This window comes from Rivihabitans pingtungensis (genome assembly GCF_003201855.1).
Classification (GTDB): Bacteria; Pseudomonadota; Gammaproteobacteria; order Burkholderiales; family Aquaspirillaceae; genus Rivihabitans; species Rivihabitans pingtungensis.
Window position 1 is genome coordinate 1 of record NZ_QJKI01000007.1, and the last position, 17,827, is coordinate 17,827.

Consider the following 17,827-nt stretch of genomic DNA (forward strand, 5'->3'; position numbering starts at 1 on the left):
GCCCATTCTTCGTCGCTGACATCGGATGGGTAAGGTTTGCGGTTTTCCATGGGGCTTGGATTTTACCGCTATGGGATAGTTCAGAACAGGCTCTAAGCGCAGCTCACAACACCCAGCGCAGCGCGCCTGGCGAGTCGTCGGTCACTGAAACACAAGGGGTCATGCGCCACGAAGAACCCCTCGTCGGAACCCCTCATCGCGCCACACCGAGTCATGCCCGCGCAGGCGGGAATTCAGGCGCATCCACCGCGTACAGCGGTCTAAGCGCCGGCCAGTCGGTTCAGATCATGGTGACTGAACTACTGGATTTTGTAGACACCCGCTCAGGCCGGCTGACAAATGCTGGCGAAAGCCTGGAAATACCCGGGGAAGGTCTTGCCCACGCATTTGGGGTCGTTGATGCGCACCGGCGCGCCCAGCAGCGCCACCAGCGAAAAGCACATGGCCATGCGGTGGTCGTCGTAGGTGTCGATGGCGGCATTCGGGGTCAGTTGCGCCGGCGGGGTGATGGCCAGCCAGTCTTCGCCTTCTTCCACCACGGCGCCGACTTTGCGCAGCTCGGTGGCCATGGCGGCGATGCGGTCGGTTTCCTTGACGCGCCAGCTGCCGATATTGCGCAACACCGAGCGGCCATCGGCGGCCAGCGCCGCCACCGCCAGGGTCATGGCGGCGTCGGGGATGTGGTTGAAGTCCGCGTCAAACGCCTTCACCCGGCCGGTTCCGCGCGCCTCGATCCAGTTGTCGCCCCAGCGGATGTCGGCGCCGATGGCGGCCAGCGCATCGGCAAAGCGCACATCGCCCTGGATGCTGCCGCTGCCCACGCCCTCCACCCGCACCGGACCGCGCCCAAGCGCGCCAGCCGCCAGAAAATACGAGGCGCTGGAGGCGTCGCCTTCCACATGGATCACGCCAGGGCTGTGGTAACGCTGGCTGCCATCCACGGTGAACGCCGCCCAGCCGTCGCGCTCGACCGTCACGCCAAAGCGCGCCATCAGGTTCAGGGTGATGTCGATATACGGTTTGGAAATCAGCTCGCCAATCACCTGCACGGTGACGCGCCGCCCGGTCAGCGGCAGCGCCATCAACAAGGCGGTGAGAAACTGGCTGGACACATCGCCGCGCACCGCCACCTGGTCAGCGCCAGTGCCCTGGGCCGGGCTGAGCGTCAGCGGCGGGTAACCAGGGTTGCCGGTGTAGGCTACTTGCGCGCCCAGGCCGCGCAGCGCGTCGATCAGGTCGCCAATCGGGCGCTCGTGCATGCGCGGCACGCCCGACAATTGGTAGTCGCCGCCAGACAAGGCCAGCGCGGCGGTCAGCGGGCGAAACGCCGTGCCGGCGTTGCCCAGAAAGAAATTGCCGGATTTCACCGGAAACGGCCCGGCCACGCCGCTGACGGTAAAGTCGCGGCTGTCGCCATGGCGCTGGATGCGCACGCCCAGCTGGTCCAGTGCGGCCAGCATGACGGTGACGTCATCAGAATCCAGCAGGCCGAGCACCTCGGTGACGCCTTCGGCCAGCGCGGCCAGCAGCAGGGTGCGGTTGGAAATGCTCTTGGAGCCGGGCAGCACGATGCTGCCTTCGGCGCGGGCGATGGGGGCGAGGTCGAGGTGTTCCATGCGAAGTCCGGCAAGGTCTGTGAAATGCAAACAGGCTGCACGCTACCACGGCGGCGGCGCAGGGGGAAGCGCGGCTATCCTCCCCTCGGCCGCGCCGGTACAATGCGCGCGTTTGGGCCTGCCCGTCGGGCAGCGCTGGCGAGATTATTTTGCAAGGTGCATTCATGACAATTCCGGTCATTACCCTGGACGGCCCGTCGGCCTCCGGCAAGGGCACGGTGGCGGCGCGGGTGGCGGCCAGCCTGGGTTTTCATTATCTTGATTCGGGCGCGCTGTACCGCTTGATGGCGCTGTACGCCATGCGCAACCAGATTGCGCTGGATCACGAGGCGCGGCTGGCCATGGCGGCGGTGCGGCTGCCGGCCACCTTTGCCGAGGGCGTGGTCAAGCTGGAGGGCGAGGATGTCAGCGACGCCATCCGCGCCGAAGAAGTGGGCATCGGTGCCTCCAAAGTGGCGGTGCTGCCGGCGCTGCGCGCGGCCTTGTTGCAGCGTCAGCGCGACTTTCGCCAGGCGCCGGGGCTGGTGACCGACGGCCGCGACATGGGCTCGGTGGTGTTTCCCGACGCCACGGTGAAGGTGTTCCTCACCGCCAGCGCCGCCGAACGCGCGCGCCGCCGCCATAAGCAGTTGATCGACAAGGGGGAAGCTGCTAACATCCTTCAGATTCAGCAGGACATTGAGGAACGGGACGCGCGCGATGCCGCCCGCCCGGTGGCCCCGCTGAAGGCAGAAGCCGACGCCCATATGCTGGACACCACCGATCTGACGGTGGATCAAGCGGTGGCGCAGGTGCTCGCCTGGTGGCGCAATACAGCCAACTGAGTCGCCAAACCATTTGAATTCAAAGCAATTTTTCATCGCCGCGTCCGGCCTAACCGGGCGCGGTTGTGTTTAACCAACCCCGCACGCTGGCTGGCGTGCATGCAAGAGTTCCTTTAATGACTACCTCCACCCAAGAAAGCTTTGCCGCGCTGTTCGAGGAAAGCCTCGCCCTCCAGGAAATGCGCGCTGGTGAAGTGATCACCGCCGAAGTTGTGAACGTTGACCAGAACTTCGTGACCGTCAACGCCGGCCTGAAGTCCGAATCGCTGATCTCGGTTGACGAGTTCAAGAACGACAAGGGCGAAGTTGACGTCAAGATCGGCGACTTCGTGACCGTCGCCATCGACTCGCTGGAAAACGGCTACGGCGAAACCAAGCTGTCCCGCGAGAAGGCCAAGCGCATGGCCGCCTGGATCGAGCTGGAAGAAGCCCTGGAAACCGGCAAGATCCTGTCCGGCGTGATCAGCGGCAAGGTCAAGGGTGGCCTGACCGTCATGGTCAACAGCATCCGCGCCTTCCTGCCGGGTTCGCTGGTGGACACCCGTCCGGTCAAGGACACCACCCCGTTCGAAGGCAAGCAAGTCGAATTCAAGGTCATCAAGCTGGATCGCAAGCGCAACAACGTGGTGGTGAGCCGCCGCGCCGTGCTGGAAGAGACCCTGGGTGAAGAGCGCAAGGCACTGCTGGAAAGCCTGACCGAAGGCGCAGTGGTGAAGGGCATCGTCAAGAACATCACCGACTACGGCGCATTCGTGGACCTGGGCGGCATCGACGGCCTGCTGCACATCACCGACCTGGCATGGCGTCGTGTGAAGCACCCGTCCGAAGTGCTGGCAGTGGGCGACGAAGTCGAAGCCAAGGTGCTGAAGTTCGATCAAGAGAAGAACCGCGTGTCCCTGGGCCTGAAGCAGCTGGGCGAAGATCCGTGGGTGGGCCTGTCCCGTCGTTACCCGCAAGGCACCCGCCTGTTCGGCCGCGTGACCAACCTGACCGACTACGGCGCATTCGTCGAAATCGAACAGGGCATCGAAGGCCTGGTGCACGTGTCCGAAATGGATTGGACCAACAAGAACGTCCACCCGTCCAAGGTTGTGGCCCTGGGCGACGAAGTGGAAGTCATGATCCTGGAAATCGACGAAGACCGTCGTCGTATCTCCCTGGGCATGAAGCAGTGCCAGTCCAACCCGTGGGACGATTTCGCCGCCAACTACAAGAAGGGCGACAAGATCCGTGGCACCATCAAGTCGATCACCGACTTTGGCGTGTTCATCGGCCTGCCGGGCGGCATCGACGGTCTGGTGCATCTGTCCGACCTGTCGTGGCACGTGGCTGGCGAAGAAGCCGTGCGCAACTTCAAGAAGGGCGACGAAGTGGAAGCCGTGGTGCTGTCCATCGACGTCGAGCGCGAGCGCATCTCCATGGGCATCAAGCAACTGGAAGGCGATCCGTTCAGCAACTTCGTGGCCATGAACGACAAGAACAGCCTGGTCAAGGGCACTGTGAAGTCGATGGACGCCAAGGGCGCCGTGATTCAGCTGGAAGCCGATGTCGAAGGCTACCTGCGCGCCTCGGAAGTGTCGCGTGACCGCGTGGAAGACATCCGCACCCACCTGAAGGAAGGTGACGAAGTCGAAGCGCTGATCATCAACGTGGACCGCAAGAGCCGTTCGATCCAGCTGTCGATCAAGGCCAAGGATGCCGCTGAAGAAGCCGGCGCCATGAGCAAGCTGCAATCCACCGACAGCGCCACCGCAGGCACCACTAACCTGGGCGCTCTGCTGAAGGCCAAGCTGTCCGGCAGCAACGAGTAAGCAGGGTAGGCGATGACCAAGTCCGAGCTCATCGCCAGGCTCGCGGAACGCTACCCGCAGCTCGTCGCGAAAGACACCGAACTCGCCGTCAAGACCATTCTTGACGCGATGGCGACCAGTCTTTCGCGCGGGCAGCGGATTGAAATTCGCGGTTTCGGCAGTTTCGATTTGAACTACCGTCCGCCGCGCGTCGGCCGCAACCCCAAGTCGGGCAGCAGTGTGGAAGTGCCAGAAAAGTACGTGCCACACTTCAAGGCCGGCAAGGAGTTGCGCGAGCGCGTGGACGCGCAGGTAGAATCGTAAGCCTGTCGGCACGCGGTGTTCCGTGTGCTGGCCGCGTAACCGCAACTGGCTGTACCAAAACACCACGCCCGGCGTCTGCCGGGCGTGGTGTTTTTTCGTCTGCGCCATCCATTGAAGCATGTCCGGCCCCACAAGCTGCACAATGACCACAGTGGGGCGTGTCTGTCATTCTGCTGCCGGACATCCTGTCATGCCTGGCATCACGCCTGTATGGGTGATGCCTGTGTATCTGTCTGCCTGTTACTGTCAGCTCAAGCGCTTGACCCATTCGACCACAATGGCTGTCAGCACGGCCACCAGGCCACCGGTCAGTGCGCCAGCCTTGGCTGCCTGGGTTTCTACCTGCCGTAAACGGCTGTCCATGGCGTCCAGTCGTTCGCTTTGTACATGCTGGCTGGTGACAATCATGTCCAGCTTGCCTTCGATCCGGCCCAGCACCCTGGCCAGGTCGGTGTGTTCATCCGCCATTCGGCGCCTCCTTTTCATTGCCTGCACATGCCGTGTTCGCGTGCCCGGCGGCGCCGGCCGGAAACGCGCAAGGTATTGTGCCGGCATGGTTCAATCCTGTTGATGGTGACGTGGGGTTTGCTGCACCACGCGTGCCAGCGCAATCAACACGGCGGCCAAGCCATACCAGTGTGCAGGCAAAGCCTCGCGCAGCGCCGGCAGGGCGGATTCCAGCGCGGCCACTGCCGCTGTCAGTACGGCCAGACGCACACTCCAGTAACGACGCGCCTGCCGCCAGTCGGGAATCAGCTTCATGGCATGCCCCGCTCAGTTCAGCGGCCGAGTGCCCGGCTCTTTATCAGCCTGCTTGAGCAGCCGCCACACGTGACGGCTGGCAATGCCGTAGCAACCGGCCAGCTCAGCCACGGCCTGACGGGCGCTGTAGTGATGTTCCATGGTCATTTCATCAAAGCGGGCGCGAATCTCGCGGTCGCGCAGCTCGCGCAAGGCTGCCTTGCACAAGGGAATATGCACATCGGCATCGCCGGCAAAGTGATGGGTCAGCAGTTCGGCCTCGCGCTCGCCCACTATCTGCGCCAGGGCATCGCCTTCTTCACGCGGGTTGCGCTGATGTTTGACAAAAGACCATGTACGACCGCCCAATTCGCTGACCAATTTCAGCGTAGCAGGCAGACCAATCAGTTCTGCCAGTGTCTGGGCGCTGGCGGGCAGCAAGTGCTGAACTTGGGTGAGATGTTGCGGGGTCATGTTGAAACTCCTTTATTCAGATATTACGCCGTGACGGAATTGCCGACATATGCGGCAAAGCGCGTAATCCGGCTTAAAATAACGTGTCAAACGGGAGTGACGTGCGCCATTGGCATGCGTCCCTGTCGTGATATCTGGCGCGTTGTAGCGAACCTTTGATATCAACGAGTGGGTTCATGTTAACGGCAAATATGGGTGATGTAAACCACTTTTGAACGTGTTTGCTATTATAATGAACATGTGTGCTGACATTTATGCTAGCATTGGCGTAAACTATACGACATAGATTCGGACTATGGACGCAATAAACATGCAATCTCATGATGAACACCATGGCCTTGACCCAGCGGGCGAACCTGAACGTTCAGGTTTCCATGCCCGACTGAACCTGTTGTTGCCCGGCTTCAAAAGCGTGCGCGCTTTTGCCACGGCCTCCGGCGTCTCGCAAACGGGCTTGCAGCGCCTGATCAATGGCGGCGAGCCGACATTGTCCACCCTGGTGGCCTTGGCTCGCGCCGCAAGGGTCAGTGTGGCCTGGCTGGCCACGGGTGAGGGCCCCATGCGCCAGGGCGCTGAAGCGGCTGACCCGCCTACGTCTACACCCTGCCTGGACACCCTGGGCAATCCGGTGAATCTGGACGACTTTGTTTTCATTCCACGCTTCAACCTCCAGGCGGCGGCGGGTTATGGCTACAGCAGCGAGGGTGAACGCCCCTTGTTTTCCATGGCCTTTCGCCGTTACTGGGTGCAGAACTATCTGCACGCCGACGCGCGGGACCTCTCCGTGATATCGGTCAAAGGAGACTCAATGGAAGGCGTATTGAACGAAAGAGATGTGATCTTGATCAATCATGCTGACACTCAGCCCCGCCATGGCCTGTATGTGCTGCGCCTGAACAACGATCTGGTGGTCAAGCGCGTGCAACCCTTGCCAGGGGGGCGTGTGCAGGTGAGCAGCGCCAATGAATCCTATCTGCCATTTGAGCTGGATTTACAGGCGCTGGGCGAAGACGTGGCCATTATTGGCCGTGTAGTGTGGTTTGGCCGGCAGATTTAAACGCCCAGGCAAGAGCCTTGCACGACCTTGCAGTACTACCCGTACTGTCTGCGGGTCATGCGCCTAAAGCATGTTCTGAACCATGCCAATAACAGCAGGCAGGTGCAGTAGCATCAACATGGCAAACACCACATCATCTAATCCGGCCAGCGTCTACGGCAACTTCTCGTAGGCTCTGGCCAAACACCGGAAGCGAGTAGCCCAGCCAAAGCTGCGCTCAACTACCCAGCGACGCGGCAGCACCCGCAGCAATTCATGCACCATTTCTTCAAAGCAAGCGGCTTTCAGTCAGCGTTGCATTTGCTGATAAACCAATGACCATGGCGGCAGATCATTAGGCAGCATGCGCCATGGGCAACCACAGCGCATCACATAGCGCACGGCGTTGAACACCTCGCGCAGTGAGTGTTTGCGCTGCCCTGCATCCAGAAGAAACAGGGGCAAGTACGGAGCAACGAACGCCCATTCTTCGTCGCTGACATCGGATGGGTAAGGTTTGTGGTTCTCGATGGAGCTTGAATTTTACCGCTATGGGATAGTTCGAAACATGTTCGAGCAGCCAAGAGCACTTCGCTAAGTTTTGTTAGCGACGCCCAAGACCGTCATTATCAAAAATATTCAGCATTGTGCATCCTGGCTAACTGTGTACTGGCAAGCCACGCCAGGATGCTACGCTGAGTTTTACTAACGACGCCTAGTATGACGAAATAATAAAGTCAGACATGGAAAAATCATGTACACCCACGAGTTTGAACGAGAGCTCAGGCACAGTGTCGAAAACAGAATTGTCTTTGACGACGTAAGTGTTGCCATTGTACTCAAAATAAGCCAAAGACATACCACCAGCTGTACCATGCACAGCCTTGGCTTGTTTGTACAACGCACCAAAACTTTGACCTGTGTTAGCGATTTTGGTGATGGTAGAACCTACGGTAATCCCTTGCAAGGTCAACTGGCTGGTGGTGTCCGGCATATCATAGCTGACGCGAATTTTGTCTACACCGTCCTCAAAGTCTTGAATCACCACGGCATCATCGGCGCCTTGCGCCAGATTGCCCATCAGGCCATCGCCAAAATAAAAGGTGTCTGCGCCCGCACCGCCAAACAAATTGGTGCGTCCCAAGCCATTCACTTGCAGCTCATCGTCGCCATCATTGCCAGCCAGGCGATCTTTACCGCCATTGCTAATAATAGTGTCGTTGCCCATGCCGCCGGTGATCTGATCATCCGTGGCACGCCCGATAATCTTGACACCCTCAGTGGATCTCACCACAAGGCGTTCAATATCCGTCGCCGTGCGAGACATGTTAAAAACTTGACCTTGAGCACCTGCCGGTGGGCGCACCACCACCGTATCAGTGCCATCTCCACCATAAAGATACGCATCGGTATAGCCACTGACGATAAAACGATCATTGCCTTCATCACCATAGGCTCGAATAAAAGCAGACTCTCCTGCGGGCAACACGATGCGATCATTGCCAACGCCACCGTAGATCTCATCATAGCCATCAGAATAAATCAGGTCGTCCCCCTCGCCGCCATAAATGCGGTCAAAGGAATATTGTCCTTTTACTTGGGCAATGCCTGGCGAAATCCAGACGCCACCCGGGTTTGAGGCGTAATAGACCCATTCGATGTTGTCGCCATTGCCTGCGATGATAGTGTCGTTGCCTGCGCCACCATCCAGCCAGTCGCCGCCGCCGCCGCCATCCAGACGATCATTGCCATCGCCGCCAGACAACACATCATTGCCAAGATAGCCAAACAACCGGTCGTTGCCTGCGCCGCCGGTCAACCCATCAGTGTAGTTTCCTGGAAGACCATTTCCTTCCAAGTAAATATTGCCAGTGCCATACATTACATTATCTTTATCGTTGCCGACCCCACTGCCGCCATATAGGTAAACCCCATTATTGCTTAGCGTTTGGCCGCCAAACAGATACAAAATATCTGCATCTGGCGTCATGGTATAAACACGAGTATCAGCATATTCTTTAATGGCCATGATCATTTCCTTGGTTGAGTGAAAATTTGATGATATCGGCTTGCCAACCCAACAGAAATACGTATGTATACTTAGAGCCACTAACAAGAACCAGCGAAGTGACCCTGGCTAGGCGTGTGACCGTAAAGAATTGCGAACAATCAAGACGCGACGCGAGCGTGACCGGGATTGCGCGACAGATGATGAAGCGCACCCGGTGCCACGCCCCGCTGGATCAAGGCGCAGGCTAGGTTTGGCTTTATCACGCCAGCCAGCGCCTGATTCTGAATGAGGGTTTCTTCGCATGACCTTTGCTGGTCAAGACGGCACTCGTCTTGATGGTGAGGCGCTGGGCATGGCGTGCGCCTGCTGGGCCGACGTAGGCCAACGCAGGGCGCACAGCCAGCCCAGCAAGGCGGCGGCGCAAGACAAACCAAACGCCGCCAGCATCTGCCCGTGCGGCCACAGCGCCCCTGCCGCCAGCCCGCCGATGCCGCCGCCCAGGCCATAGCCCAGCACCCAGTACAAGCCTTGGCTTTTGGCCTGGTGCTCGGGCGGCGCCGTTTGATGAATCAGACCAAGGGTGGCTGTATGGTGGGTGGCAAAGGTAAAGGCGTGCAGCAGTTGCATGGCCACCATGGCAATCGACACATCCGGCCAGACGGCCATGACGGCAAAGCGCAGCACCGCCATCAACAGACCAAAGCGCAGCAATTGCGCCAGGCTGACCCGCGCCAGAATGCGCGGCATCCACCAGAAGGCGGTGATTTCCGCCAGCACCCCCAGCGTCCACAACCAGCCGATCTGGCTGGCCTGCCAGCCATGCGCTTTCAGGCCAATCGAGTAAAACGCGTAATACGGCCCGTGCGCCACGGCCATTAACACCGTCACCAGATACACCCGCCGCATCACCGGCTGGCGCAAAGTGGCCATAAATGGCTGCTGGCTGTGTCTGACGGGCGGGCTGGGGGTGTCTGGCAAACGCCAGGCAAATGCCGCCAGCCCCAGCAGCGTGGCCAGCACCACCCACGGTAACTGCGCCATCGGCATGAATTCCAGCAGATAGCCCACCAGCAAGCTCATCACCACAAAGCCAATCGAGCCCCACAGCCGCACCCGCGAATACGCGCCTGGCGAATCAGCCGTGCGGCTGAGCACGCTGGCGTCCACCAGCGGCAAGGGTGCCGCCCAGAAAAAATGCGCCAGCGCCAGCACGGCAAACAGCCAGGCAAAACGGCTATCCAGAAACAGCCCGGCAAAACTGAGCGCCGCCAGCGAGGTGGTCAGGCGCACCAGCCGGCGCCGCTGGCCGTGGCGATCCGCCAGCCAGCCCCAAAAACCCGGCGCGGTCACGCGCGCCAGTGATGGCATGGATGCCAGCACGGCAATCGCCCAGGGCGTCAGCCCCAGCGAGGCCAGATACAGCCCCCAGTAAGGCGAGGTCACGCCGACAAAAGAAAAATAACAAAAGTAAAACCCGGCAAACGGCCATAACTGCCGCGCGGCTGGCCGTGGATGGGGCATCAGACACTCGCGTAAAAAACAAGAAAGGGCAGCTCACTGCATTCAGCGCGGCCTACCTGGCAGAGCAGGTGACGGAAAACAGTACAGCCGCACACACCACGCCGGGCGGGTTTGGTCAGCCGCGCTAATAGCCAGTCACTATGATCTGAACCGACTGGCCGGTGCTTGGACCGCAGTACGCTGTGGACACGCCTGGATTCCCGCCTGCGCGGGAATGACTCGGTGTGGTGCGGCGAGGGGTTCTTCGTGGAGCATGAACCCTTGTGTTTCAACGTGACTGGCTACTAACCCCCCTCACGAAAGCGGGTGAGCTGCCGACGGGCTTTTTTGGTAGGCCGGCTTTCGCCATGCGGAAAGCTGGCGTATTCCGCTTTCAGCTCCAACTGGCGCGCCTCACGGCGGGCCATGCTGTCTTCGCTTTCAAAGTACAACTCGCGCGCCACCGGCGCCGGGCCGCGTTTTTCCGACAGCCCGCGCACCTCAAGATGGTATTCCAGCTGATTGAGCCGCAACTCCAGCCGGTCGCCCACTTTCACCGTGCGCGCCGGTTTCGGGCGCTCGCCATTCAGCCGCACATGGCCGGCTTCGATGGCATCTTGCGCCAGGCCGCGCGTTTTATAAAAGCGCGCCGCCCACAGCCATTTGTCCAGCCGCACCTTGTCGTTGGCCGATTCGCTCATCACGCCACCGTAAACTGAGCCTGAGCCAGACCATCCAGACTCAGCGCCAGCACGTCGCCCGATTGCAAGCGCGCCACGCCTTCCGGGGTGCCGGTGTAAATCAGATCACCAGCGGTCAGGCCGTAGTGCTGCGACAAAAAGCTGATCAGCTGCGCCAGCGGAAACAGCATCAAGGCGGTGTCGCCCTGTTGGCGGCGCTCGCCATTCACCGTCAGGCTGAAGGTCAGCGCCTGCGGATTGGCCACCGCGCTGGCCGGGGCAAATGCGCTGACGCAGGCGGCGGTGGCAAAGGCCTTGGCCTTGGTCCACGGCATGCCCTTGGCCTTGAGCTCGCTTTGCGTGTCGCGCGCGGTAAGATCCAAGCCGATGCCATAGCCGGCCACATAGTCCAGCGCGTCGGCTTGGGCCACATGGCGGGCATCGCGGCCAATCAGCACCACCAGCTCGGTTTCGTGGTGCACATCCTGCGAATACACCGGCAGCTCAATCTGCCCGCCATCGGCCAGCAGCGCAGAAGTCGGCTTGAGAAACACCAGCGGCTCGGCTTCCGGGCGGTTGCCCAGCTCGGCGACGTGGGCGGCGTAGTTGCGGCCAATGCAGAAAATATTGCTGACCGTCACATCACGGCCGGCAAGCGAAACGGTTGCCATGGCAAGTCCTTGCAGGGAAAGAAAAAACCAACAAGCCGGCAAGCCGGCATGTCTGGGATGATGGCAGCCGGGCGGGTGTTAACGCCCAGCCCGGCACACGCTTTACGCCTCGCGCAGCTCGTTCAGCACGGCATACACCGGCTGCAGGATGGCTTCGCCCAGGCGCAGGCTGCGCTGGCCGTTCCAGCCCATGTCGTCGTCCGGCAGATTGGCGTTGTCCTTGAACGGCATTTCCAGGGTGAAGGCCAGGCATTCAAAGTGATTGCCCACCCAGGCGGTGGCCATGCTCAGATTGGCTTGGCCAGGCGCATCCTTGGCGTAGCCGTGTTCATCCTGAAAATCCGGGCTGGCCAGCAGGAAGTGCTGCTTGAAGGTGGTTTCCAGCGCCGCCACGCGCGGGCTGTAGCTGGGCACGCCCTCAGTGCCGGCGACAAAGATATAAGGCAGGCTTTCGTCGCCGTGGATATCCAGGAACAAATCCACCCCGGTTTCCTGCATTTTTTCCCGCACCCACAGCACTTCCGGGCTGCGCTCGGCGCTGGGCTCCAGCCATTCGCGGTTGAGGTTGGCGCCGGCGGCATTGGTGCGCAGATTGCCGCGCACCGAGCCATCCGGGTTCATATTGGGCACCACATAAAAAGTGGCTTTATCCATCAGTGCACGTGCCAGCGGATCGTGGGTGTCCAGCAGGCGGCCCAAGAGGCCTTCGATAAACCATTCAGCCATGGTTTCGCCAGGGTGCTGGCGGGCGATGATCCAGACTTTCAGATCCGAGCTGACTTCATGGCCGATGGTCAGCAGATTGAGGTCGCGCCCGTCCAGGGTCGAGCCCAGGTCGGACAATTGCACCAGGCCCGAGCTTTGTGCGTCACCAATCAGGCGCAGATGTTGCTCGTAGGAATACGGCTCGAAGTAAGCGTAATAAATGCTGCTGGCCAGCGGGGTGTGTTCGATGATCAGCACACCGTCTTCATAGCGGGCGGGAACCCGGAACCAGTTGACGCGGTCATAGGAAGCACAGGGCTGGTAATTTACCCAGCCTTCCGGATAGGCCGCTTCACCGGCGTTGAGGATGCGCATGGTACAGGGCTGATAGGCGGCACCCTGCAAACGGAAGTAAAACCACTGGGCAAACTCGGCGGCGTTGTCCGGACGCAGACGCAGACGGATGTCGTCAAAGCTGTCCAGGGCCACGACGTCGATGCTGCCGGCGTCAAAGGTGCTGCTGATTTTCATGTGGCGGTGTCCACGGGTCGGAAAAGTCGATTGTAGCGCCAAATGGGCGTAAAAAAACCCCGCGACAACTGGCGCGGGGTTTGGATGTAGCGTGTGGAGCCGGGTGAATCAGGCTGCCGGGGTAGAAGCCTTGTTTGCGGCGGTCTTCACGGCATCAGCGGTGGCAGCAGTGGCGGCCTTGACGCTGGTTTCGGTGAACTCGGCCACTTGGTGGGCAGCTTTGGTGATGCTGTTCACGGCGGCGGCAGAGGCGGCCAGCGAGGATTTCAGCGCGTTGACAGCGGCGTCAGAGCCAGCCGGGGCATTCTTGGCCAGCACGTCGATCGAGCTGATCACGGTGCGGTTGAGCTGGCTGAACTGATCTTCCACCAGTTGGGTGAGTTCGTTTTGGGTGGCCGACAGCACTTCGTAGGTGTTGCGCGAGTGATTGACCATTTGCTCCAGCGTTTGCGCAGCCAGGGTGTTGATGCGTGCCGGCAGTTCCTGCGGGGCGCCTTCGGTCAGGCTGTGCAGGTTGCGCACATGTTCTTCCAGCAGGGCGCGACCAGCCTGGAATTGCAGCTTGAACAAGCGTTCGGCGCTGTTCAGGCCGATTTGAGTCAAGCGCATGGCGGTGTCAACACCATGCAGGGCGGCCTGGCTGAATTGGGCTTGCGGGTTCACCATGTCAATCTCCTCGTAGACAATTGTTTGATAAGGGGAATTTGGTGTGTGCTTCCCCTCAGACGATTGCATTCTAGGAAGCATTGTGCGACGCGTCAAGCACTATTTTGTGCGTCGCACAAAATTTTTCTTCAGTAAAAATAATACCTTGTAACACGGTGGCAAAAGATGCAGACAAGTCATACGGCTATGGTAAAGTTCTCTTTTGCACTGCAATACGGTTTGCGGCAACTTGGCAGCAGAGGACGCATCCGGCCATCATGCCGTGCGCCACCCGCAGCATCGCAGACCTGTCCGATGCATGGCCCACATGCATATGGCAAGCGGTGGATGCAGGCCTGACAAGGCCTGTGCGGCCAATATCGTGCGGACGACGCTTGCCACAGACCGGGCAAAATTTGGCATCATGCCAGCCGGAGTGCGCCTTCAGCCGACAAGGGGAGAGCCAGACAATGGCCGGCGAGCGCAAGGTGCAGTCCTGCCCCTCGACATCCACTGCGACACGCGCGCTGTTGCAAGTTCGCCACGGTGCGCAATGACATACCAAAAAAAACCGGAGGCTCGACATGAGCGGAGAGAAGCGCGTTATCAAGAAATACCCCAACCGTCGTCTGTACGACACGGCCACCAGTTCCTACATCACCCTGGGCGACGTCAAGCAGCTGGTGCTGGATCACGTTGACCTGCAAGTGGTGGACGCCAAAACCCAGGACGACATCACCCGCAGCGTGCTGCTGCAAATCATCCTGGAAGAAGAAGCCGGCGGCATGCCGATGTTCACCTACGATGTACTGACCCAGATCATCCGCTTCTACGGCAACACCATGCAGGGCCTGATGGGCAACTATCTGGAAAAGAACCTCGAACTCTTCTCGCAGATGCAGCAAAAACTGCAAGACCAGACTCGCCAGATGGTGGGCGACAACCCGATGTTCGGCAACCACAATATGTGGAGCGAATACATGAAGTTCCAGGCCCCGGCCATCCAGAACATGATGACCAGCTACCTGGAGCAAAGCACCAATATGTTCGTGGAAATGCAGAACCAGATGCAGACCCGCACCAAAAACCTGTTCAGCGGCTTTCCCTTCCAGCCCTACACCCCGCCCTCCAGCGACAAAGATCCGAAAAACTGATCTGCCAGCGGGCACGGGCTGCCCGCCGCCGCCATGAGCATGCGCCTTTCGCGCCGCCATGGCTGTTGTATACTTGTGGGCATGATCCAGCCGGGCATCACCGATGTCCGGCTTTATTTGTTTTCACGAGTATTCCCCCATGTCCCATACCGTACCCAAAGTCGGCTTTGTCAGCTTAGGCTGTCCCAAGGCGCTGGTTGACTCTGAACACATCCTCACCCGACTGCGCGCCGAAGGCTATGAAATCGCCCCCAGCTACGATGGCGCCGACCTGGTGGTGGTCAACACCTGTGGCTTTATTGATTCTGCCGTGGCCGAATCGCTGGACGCCATCGGCGAGGCGCTGAACGAAAACGGCAAGGTGATCGTCACCGGCTGTCTGGGCGCGCGCGACGACGGCAAGATGGTCACCGATATGCACCCCTCGGTGCTGGCCGTCACCGGCCCACACGCCGCCAGCGAGGTGATGGACCACATCCACCAACACCTGCCCAAGCCGCACGATCCGTTCATGGACTTGGTGCCGGCTGCTGGCGTCAAGCTCACCCCGCGCCACTACGCTTACCTGAAAATCTCAGAAGGCTGCAATCACCGCTGCACCTTCTGCATCATCCCCGGCTTGCGCGGCGATCTGGACAGCCGGCCGGTGCATGAAGTGCTGAAAGAAGCCGAAGCGCTGGTCAAGGGCGGCGCCAAAGAGCTGCTGGTGGTGTCGCAAGACACCAGCGCCTACGGCGTGGACATCAAATACCGCACCGGCTTCTGGCAAGGCCGCCCGGTGCGCACACGCATGACCGAGCTGTGCGAAGAGCTGGGCAAGCTGGGCGCCTGGGTGCGCCTGCACTATGTCTACCCTTACCCGCATGTGGATGAAGTCATCCCGCTGATGGCCGAGGGCAAAATCCTGCCGTATCTGGATATCCCCTTCCAGCACGCTTCACAAAAAGTGCTGAAAGCGATGAAGCGCCCGGCCAATGCCGACAATGTGCTGCAACGCATCCGCAAATGGCGGGAAATCTGCCCGGAGCTGGTGATCCGCAGCACCTTTATCGTTGGCTTCCCCGGTGAAACCGAAGAAGACTTCAATATCCTGCTGGACTTCCTGCGCGAAGCCGAGCTGGATCGGGTGGGCTGTTTCACCTATTCGCCGGTGGACGGCGCCGCCGCCAACGCGCTGCCCGACCCGGTGCCAGAAGAAGTAAAAGAAGACCGCAAGGCGCGCTTGATGGAGCTGCAAGCCGAAATCAGCGCCCGCCGCCTGGCCACCCGCGTCGGGCAAACCATGACCGTGCTGGTGGACGAGATCGACGAGGAAGGCGCGGTATGCCGCAGCTACGCCGACGCGCCGGAAATCGACGGCCTGGTGTTTGTCGCCGACAGCGATGGCCTGCAAGTGGGCGATTGGGTGACCGTGCGCATTGTTGAAAGCGATGAATACGATCTGTGGGGCGAGCGACTGGAAGCGTAAACCCACACGCTAATTTAGCGCCGCTCAGCACACTCAGCGAAGCCTTCCTGGCAGGGCACGCGACCGCAGACAGTACGAGCAGTACGGCAAGGTCGCGTCACCACGCCAAGCGGGTTTTGTGAGCGGCGCTTGACCTGTTTACCCGTGGCCCGGCCTCTGCCGGGCCACGGGTGCTTCTGCCGCACGCCATCGCACACGCATGCCATCCGGCAGCCAATTGGCCGGCTTTGCGGTATCCTTGCCACCTGACTGAATTTCTCGCGCACACCCCACCATGCATATCCACATTCTTGGCATTTGCGGCACCTTCATGGGCGGCATCGCCGCCCTGGCCAAGGCTGCCGGTCACACCGTCACCGGCTGCGACAGCAACGTCTATCCCCCGATGAGCACCCAGCTGGAAGCCATGGGCATCGAGCTGATCAGCGGCTTTGACGCCGACCAGCTCAGCCTGGCACCGGATTTGTACGTGATCGGCAATGTGGTCAAGCGCGGCATGCCGCTGATGGAAGCCATTCTCGACCAGGGCTTGCCCTATGTCTCTGGCCCGCAGTGGCTGGCCGAGCATGTGCTGGCTGGGCGCTGGGTGCTGGCGGTGGCCGGCACCCACGGCAAAACCACCACCTCGTCGATGCTGGCGTGGATTCTGGAAGACGCCGGCCTGGCGCCGGGCTTTCTGATTGGCGGCATCCCGGAAAACTTTGGCGTATCCGCACGCCTGCCGGGCGCGCCGCGCGCCGAGCCGGGCGGGCAAAGCCCGTTTTTTGTCATCGAAGCCGACGAATACGACACGGCGTTTTTTGACAAACGCAGCAAGTTTGTCCACTACCACCCGCGTACCGCCGTGCTGAACAATCTGGAATTTGACCACGCCGACATCTTTGCCGATCTGGCGGCGATTGAAACCCAGTTTCACCATCTGGTGCGCACCGTGCCCGGCAAAGGCCGGCTGGTGGTCAACGGCCGCGAGGCCAGCCTGGACCGCGTGCTGGCGCGCGGCTGCTGGACGCCGGTGGAGCGCTTTGGCGAGCAGGGCGAGTGGAGCTGCGGCCCGGTGGACGCCGACGGCGCCTGCGACATCCTGCTGGTGGGCATGCCGCAAGGCCGGCTGAACTGGGGCCTGCTGGGCGAACACAACCGCCTGAACGCACTGGCCGCCATTGCCGCCGCCCGCCACGTTGGCGTGCCGCCAGCCGTGGCGATTGATGCGCTCAGCCGCTTTGCCAACGTCAAGCGCCGCATGGAAGTCAAAGGCGTGGCTGGCGGGGTGACGGTGTACGATGATTTCGCCCACCACCCCACGGCGATCGCCACCACGCTGGCCGGCCTGCGCGCCAAGGTGGGCGCAGCGCGCATTCTGGCCGTGCTGGAGCCGCGCTCCAACACCATGAAGCTGGGCACGATGAAGGCCGAGCTGCCCGGCAGCCTGGCCGACGCCGATCAGGTGTTTTGCTACGGCGCCAACCTGGGGTGGGACGCCGCCGAGGCGCTGGCCCCGCTGGGCGCGCAGGCGCAAACCTTTGACCAGCTCGACGCCCTGGTGGCGGCGGTGCGCCAGGCGGCGCGCGCCGGCGACCATGTGCTGGTGATGAGCAACGGCGGCTTTGGCGGCGTGCACGGCAAGCTGCTGGCGGCGCTGACTGACTGATGGCACACG

At 60.8% G+C, this 17,827-nt stretch carries 18 protein-coding genes and 1 pseudogene; 7 read left to right on the plus strand and 12 right to left on the minus strand.

Going from position 1 to position 17,827, the window contains the following annotated elements; translation table 11 throughout:
- Window positions 1-323 precede the first annotated feature (323 nt).
- Complete coding sequence (gene aroA, locus DFR34_RS07025; RefSeq protein WP_110390455.1) at window positions 324-1,616, minus strand: 3-phosphoshikimate 1-carboxyvinyltransferase; 1,293 nt, start codon at window positions 1,614-1,616, stop codon at window positions 324-326.
- Between the two features lie 164 nt (window positions 1,617-1,780).
- On the opposite strand from aroA, the gene cmk reads away from it, so the two are divergent.
- The 3 genes from cmk to DFR34_RS07040 all read left to right on the plus strand — a co-directional run bounded on the left by cmk (window position 1,781) and on the right by DFR34_RS07040 (window position 4,554).
- Entirely contained in the window at window positions 1,781-2,440 is a 660-nt protein-coding gene (cmk, locus tag DFR34_RS07030; protein WP_110390456.1) for a (d)CMP kinase, read from the plus strand.
- A gap of 116 nt (window positions 2,441-2,556) precedes the next feature.
- Window positions 2,557-4,251 (plus strand): 30S ribosomal protein S1, encoded by a 1,695-nt coding sequence (rpsA, locus tag DFR34_RS07035; RefSeq protein WP_110390457.1) that lies wholly within the window; start codon window positions 2,557-2,559, stop codon window positions 4,249-4,251.
- A gap of 12 nt (window positions 4,252-4,263) precedes the next feature.
- Window positions 4,264-4,554, plus strand: coding sequence for an integration host factor subunit beta (locus tag DFR34_RS07040; RefSeq protein WP_110390458.1), 291 nt, complete (start codon window positions 4,264-4,266; stop codon window positions 4,552-4,554).
- A gap of 246 nt (window positions 4,555-4,800) precedes the next feature.
- Here the strand turns inward: DFR34_RS07040 and DFR34_RS07045 are convergent, their stop codons facing one another.
- The 3 genes from DFR34_RS07045 to DFR34_RS07055 all read right to left on the minus strand — a co-directional run bounded on the left by DFR34_RS07045 (window position 4,801) and on the right by DFR34_RS07055 (window position 5,769).
- Window positions 4,801-5,022 carry a hypothetical protein gene (locus DFR34_RS07045; RefSeq protein WP_110390459.1) on the minus strand — a complete coding sequence of 74 codons (222 nt, stop codon included), beginning with the start codon at window positions 5,020-5,022 and terminating at the stop codon, window positions 4,801-4,803.
- Between the two features lie 90 nt (window positions 5,023-5,112).
- Window positions 5,113-5,316 (minus strand): DUF7940 domain-containing protein, encoded by a 204-nt coding sequence (locus DFR34_RS07050; protein WP_110390460.1) that lies wholly within the window; start codon window positions 5,314-5,316, stop codon window positions 5,113-5,115.
- A gap of 12 nt (window positions 5,317-5,328) precedes the next feature.
- Window positions 5,329-5,769 carry a Mor transcription activator family protein gene (locus DFR34_RS07055; RefSeq protein ID WP_110390461.1) on the minus strand — a complete coding sequence of 147 codons (441 nt, stop codon included), beginning with the start codon at window positions 5,767-5,769 and terminating at the stop codon, window positions 5,329-5,331.
- A 310-nt stretch (window positions 5,770-6,079) separates the two neighbouring features.
- Between DFR34_RS07055 and DFR34_RS07060 the strand changes: the two genes are divergently transcribed.
- Complete coding sequence (locus tag DFR34_RS07060; protein WP_110390462.1) at window positions 6,080-6,826, plus strand: XRE family transcriptional regulator; 747 nt, start codon at window positions 6,080-6,082, stop codon at window positions 6,824-6,826.
- 153 nt (window positions 6,827-6,979) lie between these two features.
- On the opposite strand, the gene DFR34_RS17865 is transcribed toward DFR34_RS07060, so the two are convergent.
- From DFR34_RS17865 to phaP, 8 genes and pseudogenes are all read right to left on the minus strand, one after another.
- The gene (locus DFR34_RS17865; RefSeq protein WP_211309321.1) at window positions 6,980-7,090 is read right to left on the minus strand and encodes a transposase; all 111 of its coding nucleotides are present in this window, start codon (window positions 7,088-7,090) and stop codon (window positions 6,980-6,982) included.
- Between the two features lie 27 nt (window positions 7,091-7,117).
- A pseudogene (locus tag DFR34_RS17870) lies at window positions 7,118-7,336 on the minus strand (transposase); the annotation flags it as partial.
- A 184-nt stretch (window positions 7,337-7,520) separates the two neighbouring features.
- Window positions 7,521-8,834 (minus strand): calcium-binding protein, encoded by a 1,314-nt coding sequence (locus DFR34_RS07070; RefSeq protein WP_158281758.1) that lies wholly within the window; start codon window positions 8,832-8,834, stop codon window positions 7,521-7,523.
- Between the two features lie 297 nt (window positions 8,835-9,131).
- On the minus strand, window positions 9,132-10,337 hold the full coding sequence (locus tag DFR34_RS07075) for an MFS transporter (protein ID WP_110390464.1): 1,206 nt from the start codon (window positions 10,335-10,337) through the stop codon (window positions 9,132-9,134).
- 284 nt (window positions 10,338-10,621) lie between these two features.
- Window positions 10,622-11,017 (minus strand): RNA-binding S4 domain-containing protein, encoded by a 396-nt coding sequence (locus tag DFR34_RS07080; RefSeq protein WP_110390465.1) that lies wholly within the window; start codon window positions 11,015-11,017, stop codon window positions 10,622-10,624.
- Complete coding sequence (locus DFR34_RS07085) at window positions 11,017-11,667, minus strand: fumarylacetoacetate hydrolase family protein (protein WP_110390466.1); 651 nt, start codon at window positions 11,665-11,667, stop codon at window positions 11,017-11,019. The genes DFR34_RS07080 and DFR34_RS07085 overlap by 1 nt, the downstream gene beginning before the upstream one ends.
- Window positions 11,668-11,769: 102 nt before the next feature.
- Window positions 11,770-12,903, minus strand: a complete 1,134-nt coding sequence (locus tag DFR34_RS07090) for a M14 family metallopeptidase (protein ID WP_110390467.1) — start codon at window positions 12,901-12,903, stop codon at window positions 11,770-11,772.
- Between the two features lie 108 nt (window positions 12,904-13,011).
- On the minus strand, window positions 13,012-13,569 hold the full coding sequence (gene phaP / locus DFR34_RS07095) for a TIGR01841 family phasin (protein ID WP_110390468.1): 558 nt from the start codon (window positions 13,567-13,569) through the stop codon (window positions 13,012-13,014).
- Between the two features lie 563 nt (window positions 13,570-14,132).
- On the opposite strand from phaP, the gene phaR reads away from it, so the two are divergent.
- The 3 genes from phaR (at window position 14,133) to mpl (ending at window position 17,818) form a co-directional block, all read left to right on the plus strand.
- Window positions 14,133-14,702 carry a polyhydroxyalkanoate synthesis repressor PhaR gene (phaR, locus tag DFR34_RS07100; protein ID WP_110390469.1) on the plus strand — a complete coding sequence of 190 codons (570 nt, stop codon included), beginning with the start codon at window positions 14,133-14,135 and terminating at the stop codon, window positions 14,700-14,702.
- A gap of 139 nt (window positions 14,703-14,841) precedes the next feature.
- Entirely contained in the window at window positions 14,842-16,170 is a 1,329-nt protein-coding gene (gene rimO, locus DFR34_RS07105; RefSeq protein ID WP_110390470.1) for a 30S ribosomal protein S12 methylthiotransferase RimO, read from the plus strand.
- Window positions 16,171-16,444: 274 nt separating this feature from the next.
- The gene (gene mpl, locus DFR34_RS07110) at window positions 16,445-17,818 is read left to right on the plus strand and encodes a UDP-N-acetylmuramate:L-alanyl-gamma-D-glutamyl-meso-diaminopimelate ligase (protein WP_110390471.1); all 1,374 of its coding nucleotides are present in this window, start codon (window positions 16,445-16,447) and stop codon (window positions 17,816-17,818) included.
- Window positions 17,819-17,827: the final 9 nt, after the last annotated feature.

Excerpts from the sequence above, each read along its gene's own strand:
- DFR34_RS07040 (WP_110390458.1), top strand. The coding sequence starts at position 4,264 with ATGACCAAGTCCGAGCTCATCGCCAGGCTCGCGGAACGCTACCCGCAG.
- rimO (WP_110390470.1), top strand. The coding sequence starts at position 14,842 with ATGTCCCATACCGTACCCAAAGTCGGCTTTGTCAGCTTAGGCTGTCCC.
- DFR34_RS07050 (WP_110390460.1), bottom strand. The coding sequence starts at position 5,316 with ATGAAGCTGATTCCCGACTGGCGGCAGGCGCGTCGTTACTGGAGTGTG.
- aroA (WP_110390455.1), bottom strand. The coding sequence starts at position 1,616 with ATGGAACACCTCGACCTCGCCCCCATCGCCCGCGCCGAAGGCAGCATC.
- DFR34_RS07055 (WP_110390461.1), bottom strand. The coding sequence starts at position 5,769 with ATGACCCCGCAACATCTCACCCAAGTTCAGCACTTGCTGCCCGCCAGC.
- rpsA (WP_110390457.1), top strand. The coding sequence starts at position 2,557 with ATGACTACCTCCACCCAAGAAAGCTTTGCCGCGCTGTTCGAGGAAAGC.
- phaR (WP_110390469.1), top strand. The coding sequence starts at position 14,133 with ATGAGCGGAGAGAAGCGCGTTATCAAGAAATACCCCAACCGTCGTCTG.
- DFR34_RS07090 (WP_110390467.1), bottom strand. The coding sequence starts at position 12,903 with ATGAAAATCAGCAGCACCTTTGACGCCGGCAGCATCGACGTCGTGGCC.
- DFR34_RS07070 (WP_158281758.1), bottom strand. The coding sequence starts at position 8,834 with ATGGCCATTAAAGAATATGCTGATACTCGTGTTTATACCATGACGCCA.
- DFR34_RS17865 (WP_211309321.1), bottom strand. The coding sequence starts at position 7,090 with ATGGTGCATGAATTGCTGCGGGTGCTGCCGCGTCGCTGGGTAGTTGAG.
- DFR34_RS07080 (WP_110390465.1), bottom strand. The coding sequence starts at position 11,017 with ATGAGCGAATCGGCCAACGACAAGGTGCGGCTGGACAAATGGCTGTGG.
- phaP (WP_110390468.1), bottom strand. The coding sequence starts at position 13,569 with ATGGTGAACCCGCAAGCCCAATTCAGCCAGGCCGCCCTGCATGGTGTT.
- DFR34_RS07085 (WP_110390466.1), bottom strand. The coding sequence starts at position 11,667 with ATGGCAACCGTTTCGCTTGCCGGCCGTGATGTGACGGTCAGCAATATT.
- mpl (WP_110390471.1), top strand. The coding sequence starts at position 16,445 with ATGCATATCCACATTCTTGGCATTTGCGGCACCTTCATGGGCGGCATC.
- DFR34_RS07045 (WP_110390459.1), bottom strand. The coding sequence starts at position 5,022 with ATGGCGGATGAACACACCGACCTGGCCAGGGTGCTGGGCCGGATCGAA.
- cmk (WP_110390456.1), top strand. The coding sequence starts at position 1,781 with ATGACAATTCCGGTCATTACCCTGGACGGCCCGTCGGCCTCCGGCAAG.
- DFR34_RS07060 (WP_110390462.1), top strand. The coding sequence starts at position 6,080 with ATGCAATCTCATGATGAACACCATGGCCTTGACCCAGCGGGCGAACCT.
- DFR34_RS07075 (WP_110390464.1), bottom strand. The coding sequence starts at position 10,337 with ATGCCCCATCCACGGCCAGCCGCGCGGCAGTTATGGCCGTTTGCCGGG.